This window comes from Micromonospora sp. BL1, from assembly GCF_003667485.1.
Classification (GTDB): Bacteria; Actinomycetota; Actinomycetes; order Mycobacteriales; family Micromonosporaceae; genus Micromonospora; species Micromonospora tulbaghiae.
In genome coordinates this window covers 1-16,061 of the sequence record NZ_RCVK01000159.1, presented here as the reverse complement: position 1 = coordinate 16,061, position 16,061 = coordinate 1, and the positions used below count along the sequence as shown (strand labels likewise).

At 73.8% G+C, this 16,061-nt stretch carries 18 protein-coding genes; 11 read left to right on the top strand and 7 right to left on the bottom strand.

What is annotated here, in order from left to right; all coding sequences use genetic code 11:
- Positions 1–144: 144 nt before the first annotated feature.
- Together EAD96_RS05735 and EAD96_RS05730 are read right to left on the bottom strand one after the other, a co-directional pair.
- The gene (locus EAD96_RS05735) at positions 145–630 is read right to left on the bottom strand and encodes a roadblock/LC7 domain-containing protein (RefSeq protein ID WP_120568699.1); all 486 of its coding nucleotides are present in this window, start codon (positions 628–630) and stop codon (positions 145–147) included.
- Complete coding sequence (locus tag EAD96_RS05730) at positions 627–998, bottom strand: hypothetical protein (RefSeq protein ID WP_013287772.1); 372 nt, start codon at positions 996–998, stop codon at positions 627–629. The genes EAD96_RS05735 and EAD96_RS05730 overlap by 4 nt, the downstream gene beginning before the upstream one ends.
- 240 nt (positions 999–1,238) lie before the next feature.
- On the opposite strand from EAD96_RS05730, the gene EAD96_RS05725 reads away from it, so the two are divergent.
- Entirely contained in the window at positions 1,239–1,562 is a 324-nt protein-coding gene (locus tag EAD96_RS05725; protein ID WP_121683533.1) for a PadR family transcriptional regulator, read from the top strand.
- A gap of 8 nt (positions 1,563–1,570) precedes the next feature.
- Entirely contained in the window at positions 1,571–2,521 is a 951-nt protein-coding gene (locus EAD96_RS05720; RefSeq protein WP_233585474.1) for a hypothetical protein, read from the top strand.
- A 3-nt stretch (positions 2,522–2,524) separates the two neighbouring features.
- Here EAD96_RS05720 and EAD96_RS05715 read toward each other — a convergent pair whose 3' ends face one another.
- A complete protein-coding gene (locus EAD96_RS05715; RefSeq protein ID WP_233585472.1) occupies positions 2,525–3,799 on the bottom strand; it encodes a M48 family metalloprotease in 1,275 nt (424 codons plus the stop codon).
- A 182-nt stretch (positions 3,800–3,981) separates the two neighbouring features.
- On the opposite strand from EAD96_RS05715, the gene EAD96_RS05710 reads away from it, so the two are divergent.
- The 4 genes from EAD96_RS05710 (at position 3,982) to npdG (ending at position 7,199) form a co-directional block, all read left to right on the top strand.
- Positions 3,982–4,185 carry a hypothetical protein gene (locus EAD96_RS05710; protein WP_030273123.1) on the top strand — a complete coding sequence of 68 codons (204 nt, stop codon included), beginning with the start codon at positions 3,982–3,984 and terminating at the stop codon, positions 4,183–4,185.
- Positions 4,186–4,263: 78 nt separating this feature from the next.
- On the top strand, positions 4,264–4,935 hold the full coding sequence (locus EAD96_RS05705; RefSeq protein ID WP_120568702.1) for a histone: 672 nt from the start codon (positions 4,264–4,266) through the stop codon (positions 4,933–4,935).
- Between the two features lie 62 nt (positions 4,936–4,997).
- Positions 4,998–6,434, top strand: coding sequence for an RNB domain-containing ribonuclease (locus EAD96_RS05700; protein WP_121683522.1), 1,437 nt, complete (start codon positions 4,998–5,000; stop codon positions 6,432–6,434).
- 66 nt (positions 6,435–6,500) lie between these two features.
- Positions 6,501–7,199 (top strand): NADPH-dependent F420 reductase, encoded by a 699-nt coding sequence (npdG, locus tag EAD96_RS05695; protein WP_091421243.1) that lies wholly within the window; start codon positions 6,501–6,503, stop codon positions 7,197–7,199.
- Between the two features lie 46 nt (positions 7,200–7,245).
- Here npdG and panB read toward each other — a convergent pair whose 3' ends face one another.
- Together panB and EAD96_RS05685 are read right to left on the bottom strand one after the other, a co-directional pair.
- Positions 7,246–8,091: a 3-methyl-2-oxobutanoate hydroxymethyltransferase gene (gene panB, locus EAD96_RS05690; RefSeq protein ID WP_047891539.1), complete on the bottom strand. Its 846-nt coding sequence runs from the start codon at positions 8,089–8,091 to the stop codon at positions 7,246–7,248.
- Between the two features lie 119 nt (positions 8,092–8,210).
- Positions 8,211–9,971, bottom strand: coding sequence for an NAD+ synthase (locus tag EAD96_RS05685; protein WP_121683521.1), 1,761 nt, complete (start codon positions 9,969–9,971; stop codon positions 8,211–8,213).
- A 205-nt stretch (positions 9,972–10,176) separates the two neighbouring features.
- Between EAD96_RS05685 and glnA the strand changes: the two genes are divergently transcribed.
- From glnA to EAD96_RS05665, 4 genes are all read left to right on the top strand, one after another.
- The gene (gene glnA / locus EAD96_RS05680; RefSeq protein WP_121683520.1) at positions 10,177–11,526 is read left to right on the top strand and encodes a type I glutamate--ammonia ligase; all 1,350 of its coding nucleotides are present in this window, start codon (positions 10,177–10,179) and stop codon (positions 11,524–11,526) included.
- Between the two features lie 80 nt (positions 11,527–11,606).
- Positions 11,607–12,032, top strand: a complete 426-nt coding sequence (locus EAD96_RS05675) for a DUF350 domain-containing protein (protein WP_120568708.1) — start codon at positions 11,607–11,609, stop codon at positions 12,030–12,032.
- Between the two features lie 32 nt (positions 12,033–12,064).
- Complete coding sequence (locus EAD96_RS05670) at positions 12,065–12,757, top strand: YafY family protein (RefSeq protein ID WP_120568709.1); 693 nt, start codon at positions 12,065–12,067, stop codon at positions 12,755–12,757.
- Between the two features lie 97 nt (positions 12,758–12,854).
- Entirely contained in the window at positions 12,855–13,217 is a 363-nt protein-coding gene (locus tag EAD96_RS05665) for a VOC family protein (RefSeq protein ID WP_121683519.1), read from the top strand.
- Between the two features lie 57 nt (positions 13,218–13,274).
- Here the strand turns inward: EAD96_RS05665 and EAD96_RS05660 are convergent, their stop codons facing one another.
- Both EAD96_RS05660 and EAD96_RS05655 read right to left on the bottom strand, forming a co-directional pair.
- Positions 13,275–14,255: a hypothetical protein gene (locus tag EAD96_RS05660; protein WP_121683518.1), complete on the bottom strand. Its 981-nt coding sequence runs from the start codon at positions 14,253–14,255 to the stop codon at positions 13,275–13,277.
- A gap of 194 nt (positions 14,256–14,449) precedes the next feature.
- Positions 14,450–14,980: a hypothetical protein gene (locus EAD96_RS05655; RefSeq protein WP_121683517.1), complete on the bottom strand. Its 531-nt coding sequence runs from the start codon at positions 14,978–14,980 to the stop codon at positions 14,450–14,452.
- A 181-nt stretch (positions 14,981–15,161) separates the two neighbouring features.
- Between EAD96_RS05655 and EAD96_RS05650 the strand changes: the two genes are divergently transcribed.
- The gene (locus EAD96_RS05650; RefSeq protein WP_121683516.1) at positions 15,162–16,058 is read left to right on the top strand and encodes a virginiamycin B lyase; all 897 of its coding nucleotides are present in this window, start codon (positions 15,162–15,164) and stop codon (positions 16,056–16,058) included.
- The last annotated feature ends 3 nt before the right edge of the window (positions 16,059–16,061 follow it).

Sequence of the window (16,061 nt, the reverse complement as noted above, 5' to 3'; positions counted from 1 at the left end):
ACAAGACGCGCGACCGCCGCGCCAAAGCACGCGACCCCGCCGGGGCGGCCACCGAACAAGACGCGCGACCGCCGCGCCACAGAAACCGGGGGTACGCCGGCCGCCTCCGGTCCGGACGGGTGGGACCGGGACGACCGGCGTACGTCAGGACGTGGCCGGAGCGGCCCCGTCGAGCAGTTCGGCGAGCCGGGCCGCCGTGGTCGGGGCGTGCAGGTGCAGCCGCGCCACGTTGATGCTGTCCGTGCCGATCACGGCGAGCAGCGCCTGCCCGTTGATCGCGTACACGCTGAGGTAGCCGCCCGCGTTGCGCACCGTGGACTGCTGGAAGTCGCCCTGTCCGAGCCGCGACCCGACCTGGCGGCCGAGCCCGTACATGGTGGCGGCGAGCGCGGCCAGGTCGTCCGGGTCGGCGCCGTTCTGCAGGTTGTGCGTGACGAGCAGGCCGTCGACGCCGCCGAGGACGCAGCCGTGCACGCCGGGGATCTGCAACCGCAGGGCGGAGAGTTCCTGGGCGATGGCCGGGTAGGGCAGCGCCGGGTTGCCGGCCAGCGACTGTGGGAGCGCCCGTGGTGGCGGCAGGGTGCCGGCCTGGGCGCGCGTACGGCGGGGGAGGTCGTCCACCCGGCTCACAGTTCCAGGCTCTCCTCGATCGTGCGCAGTTGGTGCCGCGCCATCGCGAGGTTGGCCCGGCTCTTGCTCACCATCAGGTAGAGGAACAGGCCCTTGCCGGTGCGGTTGCTCAGCGGGCGGATCAGGTGGTACTGGCTGCCGAGCGTGATCAGGATGTCCTCGATCTCGTCGTCGAGCTTGAGCATCTCGATGGTGCGCAGCTTGGCGCGTACCACGTCGGTGTTGCCGGCGGCGGCGACCGTCAGGTCGATCTCGCCGGTGCCCCCGGCGACGCCGAGGGTCATGCCACTGGTGTAGTCGACGAGCGCGGCCCCGATCGCGCCGTCGATGTTCATCGCGTTCTTCAGCGCGATGTCAAGGTTGCCCACGATTTTCTCTCCCCAGCTCGGGCCACTGTCCGCCGGAAGCAAGGCGGACAGCGAATTCGTCAGTCGAGGCTCGCATATGGAGCAGCGGCCTGCATCCGGGTCCCTGGTGATCCACCTGAGCGGTCCCCGCCGGACCGGCCACCGGTCCCGGCAGGAAGACCGCGCCGTCCATTGCCGATCACCGTTCGTCCTGCTACGGCGGGGCAGCCACCCTATGTAGAGTTCCGTTAGAGTGTGCCCGTGCGACTGACCGTTCCGGTGGCGAAGGTGCTCTCGGCGCTGCTCGCCGAGCCCGGGGCGCCGCGCTACGGCCTCGACCTGATGCGGTTCACCGGCCTGTCCAGCGGGACGCTCTATCCGGTGCTGCACCGCCTCCAGGCGGCCGGCTGGCTCGTCGCCGACTGGGAGGACGTCGACCCGGTCGCCGCCGGCCGCCCGGCCCGCCGCTACTACCGGCTGACCGGCGAGGGCATCCGGTCGGCCCGGCTGGCACTGGCCGAGCTGCGTGCCCTCGTACCCGTTGAGCGTGCCGGCGCGGAACCGGCCGGGGCACCCGCGTGGTGACCCGGCGGGTGGCCGCCTTGCTGCTGCGGGTCGCGGTGCGCCGCTGGCCGGCGGAGCTGCGTGCCGGCCTGGCCCGGGAGTGGGCCGCCGAGCTGCACGAGCTGGCCCGGACCGGCCGGCGGTGGGGGATGCTCCGGTTCGCCGCGAGCCTGGCCGCCAGCCGGGCCGCCCCGCCACTGACCGGCCGGGCCGGGACGCGGCGGCTGGGGCGTACCGCGGTGGTGTTGCTGCTCGCGCCGCCGGCCTGCGTCGCCGTTCTCGTGCTGGCGGGCGCGGTGATGGGCCTGACCCACGGGTGGCTGGAGATGCGCGTGCCGTGGGCCGCCGCCGCGCAGTTGCCGACCTGGTCGGCGCTCACCGCGCTGCTCGGCGTGGCGCTCGCGCTCGTCGTCGGCCGGGCCGCGCGCCGGACCGTACGCGTGGGGGCGCTGCCCACCGCGCTCGGCGTGGTGCTGCCGATCGCCGCGACGGTGACCGCCACGCTGGCGCTGCTCGCCGCCCGGGGCGAGAGCCGCGTCCGGGAGAGCGTGCCCGGGCTGCTGCTCTGGCTGGCGCTGCTGGTCCCGGCGCTCTGGGCCGCCGGGGCGCTGGCGCGCCGGGGCCGGGTCCGGGCCGCGTGGTCGGCCGGGCTGCTCGGCGCGCTGGTGGCGGCCGACGCGGCGGTGGTGCTCGCGGTGGTCACCTCGATCCCGGCCACCGCACCCGTGGCGGACGGCCTGCCGCCGGACTCGGTGGACCGGATCTCCGCGCCGCTCTGGCTGCTCACCTGCTGGACCGACTCGTCGTTCGGGCTGCCCCGGCCGACCGGGTGGGAACGGTTCCTCATCACCGACCGGGTGCTCGTCGAGCCGATGTTCCACCTGGCCTGCACGCCCTACGCCCTGACGTACGCGATCGCGGCGGCCCGTCCGGCGCCTGCCGCCGTACCCGGTCCGGCGCCCGTACCGGCCCCCGCCTGACCGTCAGGCGTTCCAGCTCAGCGCCCGGCCGGCCCGCTCGTAGTGCCCGGCCAGCTCGGCGTCGATCCGCGCGGCCCGTTCCTCGGTGAGCGTCACCGCCGGGTCCTGCCAGGGCCGCGCGCCGAGCATCCGGTGCCGCAGGCCGGTCGGCGGGTGGGTGGCGAACAGTGAGGTGTCCTCCCGGACGGTGAGCTGGCGTTCCAGCGACAGCCGCCCGGCCGCCGCGTCCAGCGCGCGTCCCGTCTCCACCCGCCAGGTGTCCGGCCCGTGGCCGCCGCGAACCGCGTTGCGCACCGCCGTGGCCACCGAGTCGGTCCGCAGCAGCGTGTCCAGCAGCCGGGTCGCGCCCGCCGTGCCGCCGGCGCGGGCGGCCATCTCGTCGGCCAGGTACTCGGCCCGCTGGCTCTCCCGCAGCGCGGTGGCGACGAGCACCACGTGCCCGGCGAACAGGAGCCGCGACAGCGTCCAGGACGCCAGGTGCCCGAGCCACTCGCCGACCATCACCAGCAGCCCGCCGCCGTCCGACCCGCCCCGGGGCCGGAACAGGTCGGCGGCGTTGCCGAGCATGGTCAGCGCCGGCTGGGTCACCGGCCCCCGGCGTACGTCGCCGTTGACGAAGTGGCCCAGCTCGTGGCCCAGCAACGCGACCCGCGCCGGTCCGTCCAGGGCACCCCACAGCGGCAGCCCGAGACCGAGCACGCGCCGCCGGCGCAGTCCCACCGACGTCGCGTACGCGTTGATGTCGCCGTCGACGCCGATCACGTGCGGCATCGGCGCGCCCACCGCTGCGGCCACCTCCCGGACCAGGGCGTGCAGCTGCGGCGCCTCCCGCTCGGTCAGCACGTCCAGGTCCCGGTCGAGCCGGCCGAAACGCGGCCGCAGCGCCACCGCGAGCGCGAGGAGCGCCACGCCGCCGACCACCGCGAGGTTCGGGAATGGGTACGCGAACAGCAGCCACACCCCGGCCACGGCGAGTCCCGCCACGCCGAGCAGGAGCAGTACCGAGATGCCGGCGACGAGGACGCCGGTGAACCCCGGCCCGGTCGACTCCAGCGACCGGCCGAGCAGGGTGGCGTACTGCTGGCGGGTGAGGCGCGCGGCGAGCCGGTGGGTCCGCCGGTCGACCCATGTCCAGCCGAACTCCGGCGGCTGGCGGCGCGCGTCGTAGGTGTCGAGGTTCCAGTCGCAGCCGGCACACCAGGGCAACGCCCCGTCCAGCGACACCGGCGTCGCGCCGCATCGCGGACAGGCCCCCGTGCCCGTCGTCGTGGTGATCACGAGCGCCGATCCTGTCCGGTTCCCACCCGCGCCGGTACCGGCCGTTCGGACGAGTGCGGGCATCTCCGGGTCTTCCGCCGTTCCCCGCCGCAACCGCCCCGACCAGGTCTAATGTGGAGAAGGACGTGACTATTTGTGCCGTTCCGGTGGCGGCCGGGCGGTTCCCGGTGCACAGTGATCGCATGAGCGACGACGGAAGTGGTGGGCACTACTACTGGTGCACGCGACACCACCGGGTCGAGACCGATGCCGACGTGTGCCCCGCCAAGCACGTTCTCGGACCGTACGCCTCAGCCGCCGACGCGGACAACGCCCTGCAGACGGTGCGGGAGCGGAACGACGCGTGGGACGCCGAGGACGCCCGTTGGGCCGGGGAGGGCCGCTAGACGGCGCGGGAGGGCCCGCGTCGAGGTGATCCGTGCTCCCGCGAGGGCGGGAGCACGTCCCCAGGAAAGGGAACCGAGATGGCCGAAGCACAGCAGGCCACCCGCCCGGCCGCGAAACGGACGACCGCGAAGAGGACCGCCGCGGGCAGGACGACGACGGTCACCAAGGCGTCGCCGAACGCCTCGGGCGCCGGCGCCGGACGGACACCGGCGAAGAAGGCGGCGGCCAAGAAGGCAGCCGCCAGGAAGGTCGTGTCGGCGGCCCGCAAGGCGCCGGCCACCAAGGCCACCACCAGCAGGACGACGGCGAAGAAGACCGCTGCCCGTACGGCACCGGCCGGCCGGGCCGCCGCCAAGAGCGCGCCGGCCAAGAAGACCACGGCGAAGAAGACGACCGCGAAGAAGACCACGGCGGCCAAGAAGACGGCGGCGGCGAAGAAGACCACAGCGGCCCGGAAGACCACGACGGCCCGGACCACCGCCACCGCGAAGAAGGCGCCGGCCCGCAAGACGACGGCGGCGAAGAAGACGACGGCGGCCAAGAAGGCGCCGGCGAAGAAGACCACCGCCTCGACGCGTCCCACGGCGCGCAAGGCGGCGGCGAAGAAGGCGCCCGCGCGCAAGACCACGACCGCGCGCAAGACCACCACCACGGCGAAGAAGACCACCGCCGCGAAGAAGGCGCCGGCCCGCAAGAGCACCGCCGCGAAGAGCACCACCGCACGCAAGGCGCCGGCCCGCCGCGCCTGACGCCGCGGACACCGCTCCCTCCCGGGGAGCGGAACGTGCGGGGCGCTGTCAGGATTGACCGCGTGGTGATCCGACGCGTACTGGCGCCCCGTATCGACTTCGGCGCGCTGCGCCGCGAGCTGGGACTGCCCGAGAGCTTCCCGGCCGCGGCGCAGCGCGAGGCCGACGCGGCCGCCGCCGCGCCGCCACCGGCGGTCGCCGACCGGACCGACATCCCGTTCGTCACCGTCGACCCGGCGACCTCGCGCGACCTCGACCAGGCCATGCACCTCACCCGGCGTCCCGGCGGCGGCTACCGCGTCCGGTACGCGATCGCGGACGTGCTGACCCACGTACGCCTCGGCGGTGACCTGGAGGCCGAGACGTGGCGCCGGGGGCAGACGGTCTACCTGCCCGACGGCAACGTGCCGCTGCACCCGCACACGCTCAGCGAGGGAGCGGCCAGCCTGCTGCCCGACGCCGACCGGGCCGCCGTGCTCTGGACCGTCGACCTGGACGCCGACGGCGGCACCGTCGCCGTCACGCTGGAACGGGCGCTGGTGCGCAGCCGGGCCAAGCTCGACTACGGCGGCGTGCAGCGCGACGCCGACGCCGGCCGGCTGCCCGAGCCGATCGCCCTGCTGCCCGAGATCGGGGCGCTGCTCACCGCGCGCGGCCTGAGCCGGGGCGCGATCAACCTGCCGCTGCCCGAGCAGGACGTCGAACCCGACGGCGACGGCTGGCGGCTGGTGCTGCGCGGCCCCGGCCCGATGGAGGAGCACAACGCGCAGATCTCGCTGCTGACCGGCATGGCCGCGGCCGACATCATGCTGGCCGGCCGGATCGGGCTGCTGCGCACCATGCCCCGCCCCCGCCCGGAGGCGGTCGAGCGGCTGCGGCTCGCCGCCGGCCCGCTCGGCGTGCCCTGGCCGGACGGCACACCGGTGGGCCAGGTGCTCGACGGCCTTGACACCTCCCAGCCCCGGGTGGCCGCCTTCGTCGACCAGGCCGCCGAGCTGATGCGCGGCGCCGCGTACACCGCCTTCGACGGGGAACTGCCCGAGCAGCCCGGGCACGGTGGGGTGGCGGCCGCGTACGCGCACGTCACGGCGCCGCTGCGACGGCTGGCCGACCGCTACGCCACCGAGGTCTGCCTGGCGCTGCACGAGGGGCGCGAGGTGCCCGAGCAGGTCCGGGCCGCGCTGCCGAAGCTGCCCGAGGTGATGGCCGCGACCGACCGCACGGCGGGCGCCGCCACCCGGGGCGCTGTGGAACTGGCCGAGGCGGTGCTGCTCGCACACCGGGTGGGGGAGACGTTCGAGGCGGCGGTGCTCGACGTGGACGAACCGCGCCCGGCGGGCAACGGCCGCCCCGGCCGCCCGCCCGGCGGCACCATCGCGCTCGACGAGCCGCCGGTGCGTGCCCGCTGCACCGGCGAGCTGCCGCTGGGCGAACGCGTCCGGGTACGCCTCACCGCCGCCGACCCGGCCCAGCGCCGGGTCACCTTCGAACGGGCGTGACCAGCGCGGCCATTGTCACAGCATCGGGATGCACCGCACGTGCCCCCGCTTTGCGAGGATGAGCCCATGGCTTACGACGCGACCACGCTGCCCGACGTCTCCGGGCTGACCGTCGGCATCATCGGTGGCACCGGCGACCAGGGACGGGGTCTCGCCTACCGGTTCGCCCGGGCCGGGCAGACCGTGCTGATCGGCTCCCGCACCGCGGAGCGGGCCACCCAGGCCGCCGCCGAGATCGCCGCCCTGCCGCACGTACCGGAGGGTGCCGTCGTCTCCGGCGGCGACAACGAGGACGTCGCCCGGCGCAGCGACGTGGTGATCGTGGCGGTGCCGTGGGACGGGCACGCGGCCACCGTCGCCGCACTCGCCGGACCGCTGGCCGGCAAGATCGTGGTGGACTGCGTCAACCCGCTCGGCTTCGACAAGCAGGGGCCGTACGCGCTCGACGTCGCCGAGGGCAGCGCCGTGCAGCAGGCCGCCGCGCTGCTGCCCGAGTCCCGGGTGTGTGCCGCGTTCAACCACGTCAGCGCGCCGCTGCTGGCCGACCCGGAGATCGACCGGATCGACCTGGACGTGCTGATCTGCACCGAGGACCGGGAACTCGTGGGCGTGGTCGGCGCGCTGGCCGCGCGGATCCCCGGCATGCGGGGCATCTACGCCGGACGGCTGCGCAACGCCCACCAGATCGAGGCGTTCACCGCCAACCTGATCGCGATCAACAAGCGCTACAAGGCGCACGCCGGCATCCGCGTCACCGACCTCTGACCGGCGCGGCGGGAGCCGGCCGTCGCCGGCTCCCGCCGTACCGACCTCAGAACGTGTGCTCGGCCGCCGGGAACTCGCCGCCGCGCACCTCGTCGGCGAACCGGCGGGTGGCGTCGGTGAGCGCGCCCGCCAGGTCGGCGTAGCGCTTCACGAAGCGCGGCGCCCGGCCGGTCCGCAGCCCGGCCATGTCCTGCCAGACCAGCACCTGCCCGTCGGTGTCCGGGCCGGCCCCGATCCCGACGGTGGGGATGGGCAGCTCGGCCGTGACCCGCTTGGCCACCTCACCCGGCACCATCTCCAGCACCACCGCGAACGCGCCCGCCTCGGCCACCGCCCGCGCGTCGGCGAGCACCTCCTCGGCCGCCTCGCCCCGGCCCTGCACCCGGTAGCCGCCGAGCGTGTGCTCGCTCTGCGGGGTGAAGCCGATGTGCGCCATCACCGGGATGCCGGCGCCGGTGATCGCCTCGATCTGGGCGGCACAGCGCCGCCCGCCCTCCAGCTTCACCGCGTGGCAGCCGCCCTCCTTCATGAACCGCACCGCGGTGCGCAGCGCCTGCGCCGGCCCCTCCTCGTACGAGCCGAACGGCAGGTCACCGACGATCAGCGAGTGCTTCGTGGCGCGGACCACGGCACGCACCAGCGGCAGCAGTTCCTCGGCGGTCACCGGCAGCGTGGTCTCGTAGCCGAAGACGTTGTTCGCCGCCGAGTCGCCGACCAGCAGCACCGGGATCCCCGCCTGGTCGAAGATCGAGGCCGTGTACTGGTCGTACGACGTCAGCATCGCCCACCGCTCGCCGCGCTCCTTGGCGGCGATCAGGTCGCGGGTGCGTACCCGCCGGGTGGCCGGCCCGCCGTAGAGGGCGGTCACCTCGGCCGGGGTGGACTCCACCATGACAATCTCCTTCCTCGAGGCCGCGCACGCGGTCCCCGGGTTCCCCGCGATCGTCGCACCGGGCGGCGGGCCGCGGGCAGGTCGGAGTGGAGGATGTCACTCCCCGGCCGGGGGAGCGGTCAGCCGTCCTCGCGCCACCGGTTGGTGATCGGCAGCCGCCGGTCCCGCCCGAACGCCTTCATGGAGATCTTGGTGCCGGGCGCCGACTGCCGTCGCTTGTACTCGGCGGTATCCACCATCCGCAGCACCTTGTCCACCACCGCCGGGTCGTGGCCGGACTCGACCAGGCCGTCGCGGCCCAGGTCGCCGTCGACGTAGCCGATCAGGATCGGGTCGAGCACGTCGTAGTCGGGCAGTGTGTCGCTGTCGAGCTGGCCGGGGCTCAGCTCGGCCGACGGCGGCTTGCCGATCGAGTTCTCCGGGATCGGCGGGGTCTGCCCGCGCCGTACCGCGTCGGCGTTGCGCCACTTCGCCAGCCGCCACACGAGCGTCTTCCAGACGTCCTTGACCGGGTTGTAGCCGCCCACCGAGTCGCCGTAGAGCGTCGAGTAACCCACCGCCAGCTCGCTCTTGTTGCCGGTGGTGAGCACCAGGTGGCCCTCCTGGTTCGACAGCGCCATGAGGATCACGCCGCGTACCCGGGCCTGGAGGTTCTCCACCGCCACCCCGGACAGCGACATGTTCGCCAGGAACGTGTCCACCATCGGCTGGATCGGCTCGACCCGGTAGTCCAGGCCGGTCCGCTTCGCCAGGTCCTCGGCGTCGGTGCGGGAGTGCTCGGAGGAGTGCTGGCTGGGCATCGAGACGCCGACGACCCGGTCCGGGCCGACCGCGTCCACCGCGATGGCCGCCGCCACCGCCGAGTCGATGCCGCCGGACAGGCCGAGCACCACCGAGGGGAAGCGGTTCTTGTCGATGTAGTCGCGCAGGCCCAGCACCAGCGCGTGCCACACCTCGGCCTCGTCGGCGACCGGCTCGATGATCCCGCCGTCGGCCGCCGGGCCGGGCGGTGCGGCCGGGATCGCCGGGATCTCGTGGCGGACCACGCGCATCCCGTCGGTCAGCGCGCCGGCCTCGCCCGGCGCCCCGGTCGCCGCCGGCAGCTCCAGGTCGTGCACCAGCAGGTGCTCGACGAACTGCGGCGCCCGGGTCAGCAGCGTGCCGTCCGCGGCGACGATCATCGAGTCGCCGTCGTAGACCAGCTCGTCCTGGCCGCCGACCATGTTCACGTACGCGATGGCGGCCCCGGCCTCGGCGGCGCGCCGGCGCACCAGCGGCAGCCGCACGTCGTCCTTGTTCAGCTCGTACGGCGAGCCGTTGATGCTCAGCACCAGCCCGACGCCGGCCTCCCGGGCCACCGCGAACGGGCCGCCGGCCTGCCACAGGTCCTCGCAGATGGTCAGCGCCACGTCCACCCCGCCGACGCGCACCACTGTCAGCGTGTCGCCGGCGACGAAGTAGCGGTCCTCGTCGAAGACGCCGTAGTTGGGCAGGTGGTGCTTGAAGTAGGTGGCCACCACCTCGCCCCGGTGCAGCACCGCCGCCGCGTTGCGGGCGCCCCGGCCCGGCTGGGCGTCGGAGCTGACCTGCGGAGGGCCGTCCGCGTCCAGGTAGCCGACCAGCACCGGCAGGTCACCGAGGCCGTCGGCGGCCAGGTCGGCGGCGAGCCGGTGCAGCGCGGCGCGGGACGCGGCCACGAACGAGCGGCGGAACACCAGGTCCTCGACCGGGTAACCGGTGAGCATCAGCTCGGGGAACAGGACGAGCTGGGCGCCGGCGTCGGCGGCCCGACGGCTCCACGCGCGGACCAGGCCGGCGTTGCCGGCGAGGTCGCCTACCGTCGGGTTGACCTGGCACAGGGCGAGACGCAGGGTGGGCATGTCCCCATCTTCCCCCAGGCGTCCCGGCCGAATCCGACCGGTTGCGGCAGACGGGTACCGCGGCCCCGCGTGTCCCAGCCCGGTGGACACGGCGGGACGGCCGGCCGGGGAGGGCGTAACGTCGGCGTAACGAGCCCGGTGGAGACTGGGCGGTCAGGCCGGGCCGGCCCGACCGGTGCGGACGTACGTGTCACGAGGGGTGGAAGTGGACCGTCAGCAGGAGTTCGTCCTCCGTACGCTGGAAGAGCGGGACATCCGTTTCGTCCGGCTGTGGTTCACCGATGTGCTCGGCACGCTCAAGAGCGTCTCGGTGGCCCCCGCGGAACTGGAGGCGGCCTTCGACGAGGGCATCGGTTTCGACGGCTCCGCGATCGAGGGCTTCGCCCGGGTCTTCGAGTCGGACATGGTCGCCATGCCGGACCCGACCACGTTCCAGGTCTTCCCGTTCGAGGGCGGCGTCAGCGGCGAGAGCGCCCGGATGTTCTGCGACATCTCGCTGCCCGACGGCAGCCCGTCCTGGGCCGACCCGCGGCACGTGCTGCGCCGGATGCTCTCCCGGGCCGCCGACAAGGGCTTCACCTTCTACACCCACCCGGAGATCGAGTTCTTCCTGCTGGAGAACGGCCCGCAGGACGGCTCGGTGCCGATCCCGGTGGACACCGGCGGCTACTTCGAGCACACCACGCACGCCGTGGCGCGGGACTTCCGCCGCCAGGCCGTGCTGGCGCTGGAGCGGATCGGCATCTCGGTGGAGTACAGCCACCACGAGGTCGCCCCCGGCCAGCAGGAGATCGACCTGCGCTACGCCGACGCGCTCACCACCGCCGACAACATCATGACGTTCCGGCACGTGGTGAAGGAGGTCGCGCTCTCCACCGGTGTGCAGGCCAGCTTCATGCCGAAGCCGTTCACCGACCAGCCCGGCAACGGCATGCACACCCACCTGTCGCTGTTCGAGGGGGAGCGCAACGCGTTCCACGACGCCGGCGACCCGATGAAGCTCTCCAAGGTCGCGAAGTCGTTCATCGCCGGGCTGCTCACCCACGCCCGCGAGTACACCGCCGTCACCAACCAGTGGGTCAACTCGTACAAGCGGCTGTTCCCGCAGGCGCTGCCGGACCGGATCACCGAGAGCCCGGCGTACGTCTGCTGGGGTCACCTGAACCGGTCCGCGCTGGTCCGGGTGCCCGCGTACGGCAAGCCGAACTCGGCCCGGGTCGAGGTCCGCTCGCTGGACTCCGCGACCAACCCCTACCTGGCGTTCGCGGTGATGCTCGGCGCCGGCCTCAAGGGCATCGAGGAGGGCTACGAGCTGCCCCCGGGCGCCGAGGACGACGTCTGGTCGTTGAGCAGCGCCGAGCGCCGCGCCATGGGGTACGAGGCGCTGCCGGAGAACCTGGCCGAGGCGATCGACGTGATGGCGGGCTCCGAGCTGGTCGCCGAGGTGCTCGGCGAGCACGTCTTCGACTTCTTCCTGCGCAACAAGCGCTCCGAGTGGGAGCAGTACCGCCGCGAGGTCACCCCGTACGAGCGGCAGCGTTACCTGTCGCTCTAGATCACGCTGGCGCGGTGCCGCTATCGTCTGCGGCACCGCCCCGGCACCTCCGCCGGGCGGCGTGAGCCGGGGAGGCGTTGGTGCTGGGAGATCTGCTCGACGGGGCGTGGCAGAGCATCGTGTTCGGGATCGTCGGGGTGGCGCTGATGGCCGCCGGATTCCTGCTCGTCGACCTGCTCACCCCGGGCAGGCTGCGGGAGCTGATCTGGGTACGCCGCAACGGCAACGCCGCGCTGCTGCTCGCCGCCAACCAGCTCGGCATCGCCGGCATCGTCTTCACCGCCGTGCTGACCAGCTACAGCTCGTTCACCAAGGGACTCGCGTCCACTGTGGTGTTCGGGCTGGTCGGCCTGCTGGTGATGGCGCTGGCGTTCCTGGTGCTGGACCTGCTCACCCCGGGCAAGCTGGGCGACGTCATCGCCGCCGACGAGCCGCACCCGGCGGCCCGGGTCAGCGCCGCCACCCACTTCGGCGCCGCGCTGATCGTCTGCGCCTGCATCGCCTGAGTGGTGTCGTACCCCCGGGTTAGCGTCCGGGGGTGAACCGCACCGACCGTCTCTACGCCCTGGTCGAGGAACTGCGGGCGGTGTCGCCGCGCCCGCGCAGCGCGAGCTGGCTGGCCCGCCGCTTCGAGGTGAGCACCCGCACCGTCGAGCGTGACATCTCCGCGTTGCAGGGCGCCGGGGTGCCGATCTGGGCCGAGCCGGGCCGCACCGGCGGCTACGTGGTCGACCGGGCGCGCACGTTGCCGCCGGTCAACCTGACCCCGGCCGAGGCGGTGGCGATGGCCGTCGCGCTGCACCGGCTCGGCGGCTCCCCGTTCGCCCCGGCGGCCGGCGCCGCGCTGCGCAAGCTGGTCGCGGTGATGCCGCCCGCAGCCGTTGCCGAGGCGCACCGGCTCGCCGGCCGGGTGCACCTGGTCGGCGACGGGCCGGGCACGCCCGTCCCGGCCGCCGTCGCCGACGCGGTCGCCGCCGGGCGGGTGCTGCGCCTGCGGTACGCCGACCGCGGCGGCGCCGATTCGGCGCGCGACGTGGAGCCGCTTGCCTACCTGGGCAACTCGGTGCACTGGTACCTGGTCGCCTGGTGCCGCCTGCGCGACGGCCTGCGCTGTTTCCGCACCGACCGGATCACCTCGGTGCACCCGCTGGCCGAGCCGGTGACCCGGGAGCTGCGTCCCGGTGACCTCGACGTGCCGGTCGACCGGGTGCGCCCGCTCAGCCTGGTCTGATCCGGGTGGAAACACCGACAGGACGCTGTCGTGGCCCGGTACAAGGCTGAATCCTGACGACGCCGGCCGACCGCCGGCGCGAATCCCAGGAGGAAGCATGTCCAGTACGCCAGTGGCCTGGTTCGAGATCGGCTCCGACCGCCCCGACGAGGTGCAGCGGTTCTACTCCGAGATGTTCGGCTGGAGCTTCGAGCAGGGCGGCCCGGGTGGGTCGTACCGGCAGACGGCGGCCGGCGGTGAGCGGGGGATCGGCGGCGCGATCCGGGACACCGACGACGGCAACTACGCGACCTTCTACGCCCAGGTGGACGACGTGGCGGAGACCTGCCGCCGGGCCGAGAAGGCCGGTGGCACCGTACTGACGGCGCCGGTGACCACGCCGGCCGGCCTGGTGCGTGCCATGCTGCGTGACCCCTCGGGCAACCTGTTCGGGGTCTTCAGCCCGCCCGCCGAGGGCTGACAGCGCGGCCCGGGTGCGGTTGTCGCCCTCAACCGCACCCGGCCGCACGGATGAGAGCTAGCCAGTGCAGCAGGAGACGGCGTAGACCAGCACGGAGACGAAGATCCACCCCATGTCGGCGGCGTGGTCGCGGTCCCCAGATCGCGGGATGGCGCGCGGCAGGTGTGGCGCGCCGGCTGCCGTCGGACGGGGCCATGCCGGCCAGTACTTCCTGTTGGCGGCCTTGAGCAGCAGATACAGCACGGTGAAGACCAGCCACCCGTACTGGAGTGCGGTGTCGGCGCGCTGCCGCGCGGGGAGCGCGAACACGGCGAGCCCGACGGAGACGGCGGTGGCGAGAGCCGCTGCCCGTGCAGTCCACCGGTGGCGGACGAACAGGGCCAGCACCAGCAGCGGAACGAGCAGAACGACGACGTCGGCCACCCGTGTGCCCGAGCCGCCGAGCCGGAGGTCGTCGCCCGCCTCGCCGAACCGGTTCAGAAAGCCGTCCGGCCGGAGACCGGCGAGGACGGTCACCAGGCCGGCCGCCGCGATCAGCGTCTTCACCTGGAGCAGACGGCGGCGCGTACGGCGTTCGTCGTCGGGGTGGCGGTAGCCGCCGGGGCCGTGACGCCGCCGCCGGGCCAGCTCGTCGACGCTGGCGACGACGACCACGAACACCTGGACGTACAGGAAGCCCCACAGTGAGGCGATCCAGCCGTACCCGCCGCCCCATCTGCTGCCGGCGTAGGTGATCCCGAACGCGGTACTGGCAGCCACCAGGGACACGAAGCCCAGTGGCCACGCCACCGGCGGTACACCGGCGATGCCGCGGATGCCGACGATCAGCAGCAACAGCAGCGGGGGCAGGACGAGAGGAGCAACTGACGACCACTGCACGCCCAGCGACGTCGAACCGTCGGACTCCCACCGGTTCAGCCAGATGAAGGCGGCTGTCGCGGCCAGCCATCCGAGCGTCGCGATCGCCAGCGAGAACCAGGGCGCGCGTTGCCGGAGCAGATCGAAGGCGCGCTCGATGCTGCTGAAGAACAGGTCCACGTGGTGCCCGCCGCTCGTCTACTCCTTGTGAGTAACCGAGCACAGTGAAGCAGCGGCAGGCAACATGCCGTCGCCGTACCGCGACGGGAACGGCGCGGTGGCGGTGCCCGTCCGGGCACCGCCACCGGGGGTGGCCCCGCTCAGCTCCGGCCAGGAGGAGGGAACGGCCGGTGAGGGGCGGCGGGGCCACCACGTCACTTGCCGCCCTGGCCCTCCTGCTCGGCCTCGGCGCCCTTGTCGGCCTTGTCGCCGCCCTTGCCGTGGTGGCCGGGCCGGCCGTCGTGGCCGCCCTTGCCCGGGCCCGGGAACACGCCGGCCTCGGCGGCCTTGAGCACCGCGTCGGCCTGCTCCTGGGTGAGCTTGCCGTCGGTGACGGCCTGGTCCAGCCGCTCCTTCAGCGCGGCCTGCCGGTCCTCGGCCGACGGCCGCTCCGGCCGCTCCGGGCGGTCGCCCTGCCGCTGCTCGTGCAGCTTCTCCAGCGCCGCGGTCACCTTGTCGGTCGGGACGCCCAGCTCCTTCGCGAGCGCCTCGGCGAACTCGGCCTGCCGGTCGGCGTGCTTCTGGCGGCGGTCGTCACCCTGGTCGGTGCTGCTGCTGGCGCTCGAAGACGGGTTCGGGCTCTTGTCGTCGGCGAGCGCCACCGTCGGGGCGGCGATCCCGACGCCGAGCACACCGGCGGCGGCCAGGCCGACCAGCAGGTGCTTCTTCGACATCGTGCGGATCATGCGATTCTCCTGTTCGGTGGTGGTGCGATGACGTCACCGACAGTGGTCGCCGGAACTGAGGGCAACCCGTGGCGAACCTGTCAGCGAGCTGGCAATCCCGCCCGGAAGGCCCGTTTTATTCGCGTTGCCGGCACGCCGGAGCGTCCGCAAGGCTGGGTGAAACCCGACGAAAGGCCACTCGATGACACAGCCCGCCATCCGCGAGATCCCGCTCACCGGGCCGGGCTCCGGGCCGTACTCGATCACGGTCGGGCGCGACGGGGCGCTCTGGCTGACGCTGGCCGGCTCCGGCGGCGTCGCCCGGCTCGGCCTCGACGGCGAGGTGCGGACCTACCGCGACGACCCGCCCGGCAGCCGTCCGCTGATCATCGCCGGCGGCCCCGACGGCGCGCTCTGGTACACCCGCTCGGGCGACGACCGCCTCGGCCGGATCACCGTCGACGGCGAGACCAGCTCCGTGGCGTTGCCGCCCGGCTGCGGCCCGTGCGGGCTGGCGGTGGGTGCGGACGGCGCGCTCTGGTACGCCGGCATGAACGACGACACGGTCGGCCGGGTGGGCGTCGACGGGGAGGTCACGTCCTTCCCGCTGCCGGTCGAGAAGGGCTTCCCGTCGATGATCGCCGCCGGGCCGGACGACGCGCTCTGGCTCACGCTCAACCAGGCGAACGCGATCGCCCGGGTCGGCCTGGACGGGTCGGTGACGGTGCATCCGCTGCCCACCGAGGCGGCCGGACCGGTCGGCATCACCCGGGGCGGCGACGGCGCGCTCTGGTTCGTCGAGATCGTCGCCGGGCAGATCGGCCGGATCACGCCGGACGGGCGGATCGACGAGATCCCGTTGCCGGACCGGGAGGCCCGCCCGCACGCGATCGTCGCTGATCCGGCCGGCGGCTGCTGGTTCACCGAGTGGGGCGCCAACCGCATCGGCCACGTCGACCCCGACGGCTACGTCACCGCCCACGACCTGCCGACCCCGGCGTCCGAACCCCACGGCCTCACGGTCACCCCCGACGGCGCGGTCTGGGCAGCCCTGGAGATCGGCGCGGTAGCCCACCTGACCCCGCCCGCGCCGCACTGATCC

Excerpts from the sequence above, each read along its gene's own strand:
- EAD96_RS05710 (WP_030273123.1), top strand. The coding sequence starts at position 3,982 with ATGAGCGACGACGGAAGTGGTGGGCACTACTACTGGTGCACGCGACAC.
- EAD96_RS05705 (WP_120568702.1), top strand. The coding sequence starts at position 4,264 with ATGGCCGAAGCACAGCAGGCCACCCGCCCGGCCGCGAAACGGACGACC.
- npdG (WP_091421243.1), top strand. The coding sequence starts at position 6,501 with ATGGCTTACGACGCGACCACGCTGCCCGACGTCTCCGGGCTGACCGTC.
- panB (WP_047891539.1), bottom strand. The coding sequence starts at position 8,091 with ATGGTGGAGTCCACCCCGGCCGAGGTGACCGCCCTCTACGGCGGGCCG.
- EAD96_RS05685 (WP_121683521.1), bottom strand. The coding sequence starts at position 9,971 with ATGCCCACCCTGCGTCTCGCCCTGTGCCAGGTCAACCCGACGGTAGGC.
- EAD96_RS05665 (WP_121683519.1), top strand. The coding sequence starts at position 12,855 with ATGTCCAGTACGCCAGTGGCCTGGTTCGAGATCGGCTCCGACCGCCCC.
- EAD96_RS05655 (WP_121683517.1), bottom strand. The coding sequence starts at position 14,980 with ATGATCCGCACGATGTCGAAGAAGCACCTGCTGGTCGGCCTGGCCGCC.
- EAD96_RS05650 (WP_121683516.1), top strand. The coding sequence starts at position 15,162 with ATGACACAGCCCGCCATCCGCGAGATCCCGCTCACCGGGCCGGGCTCC.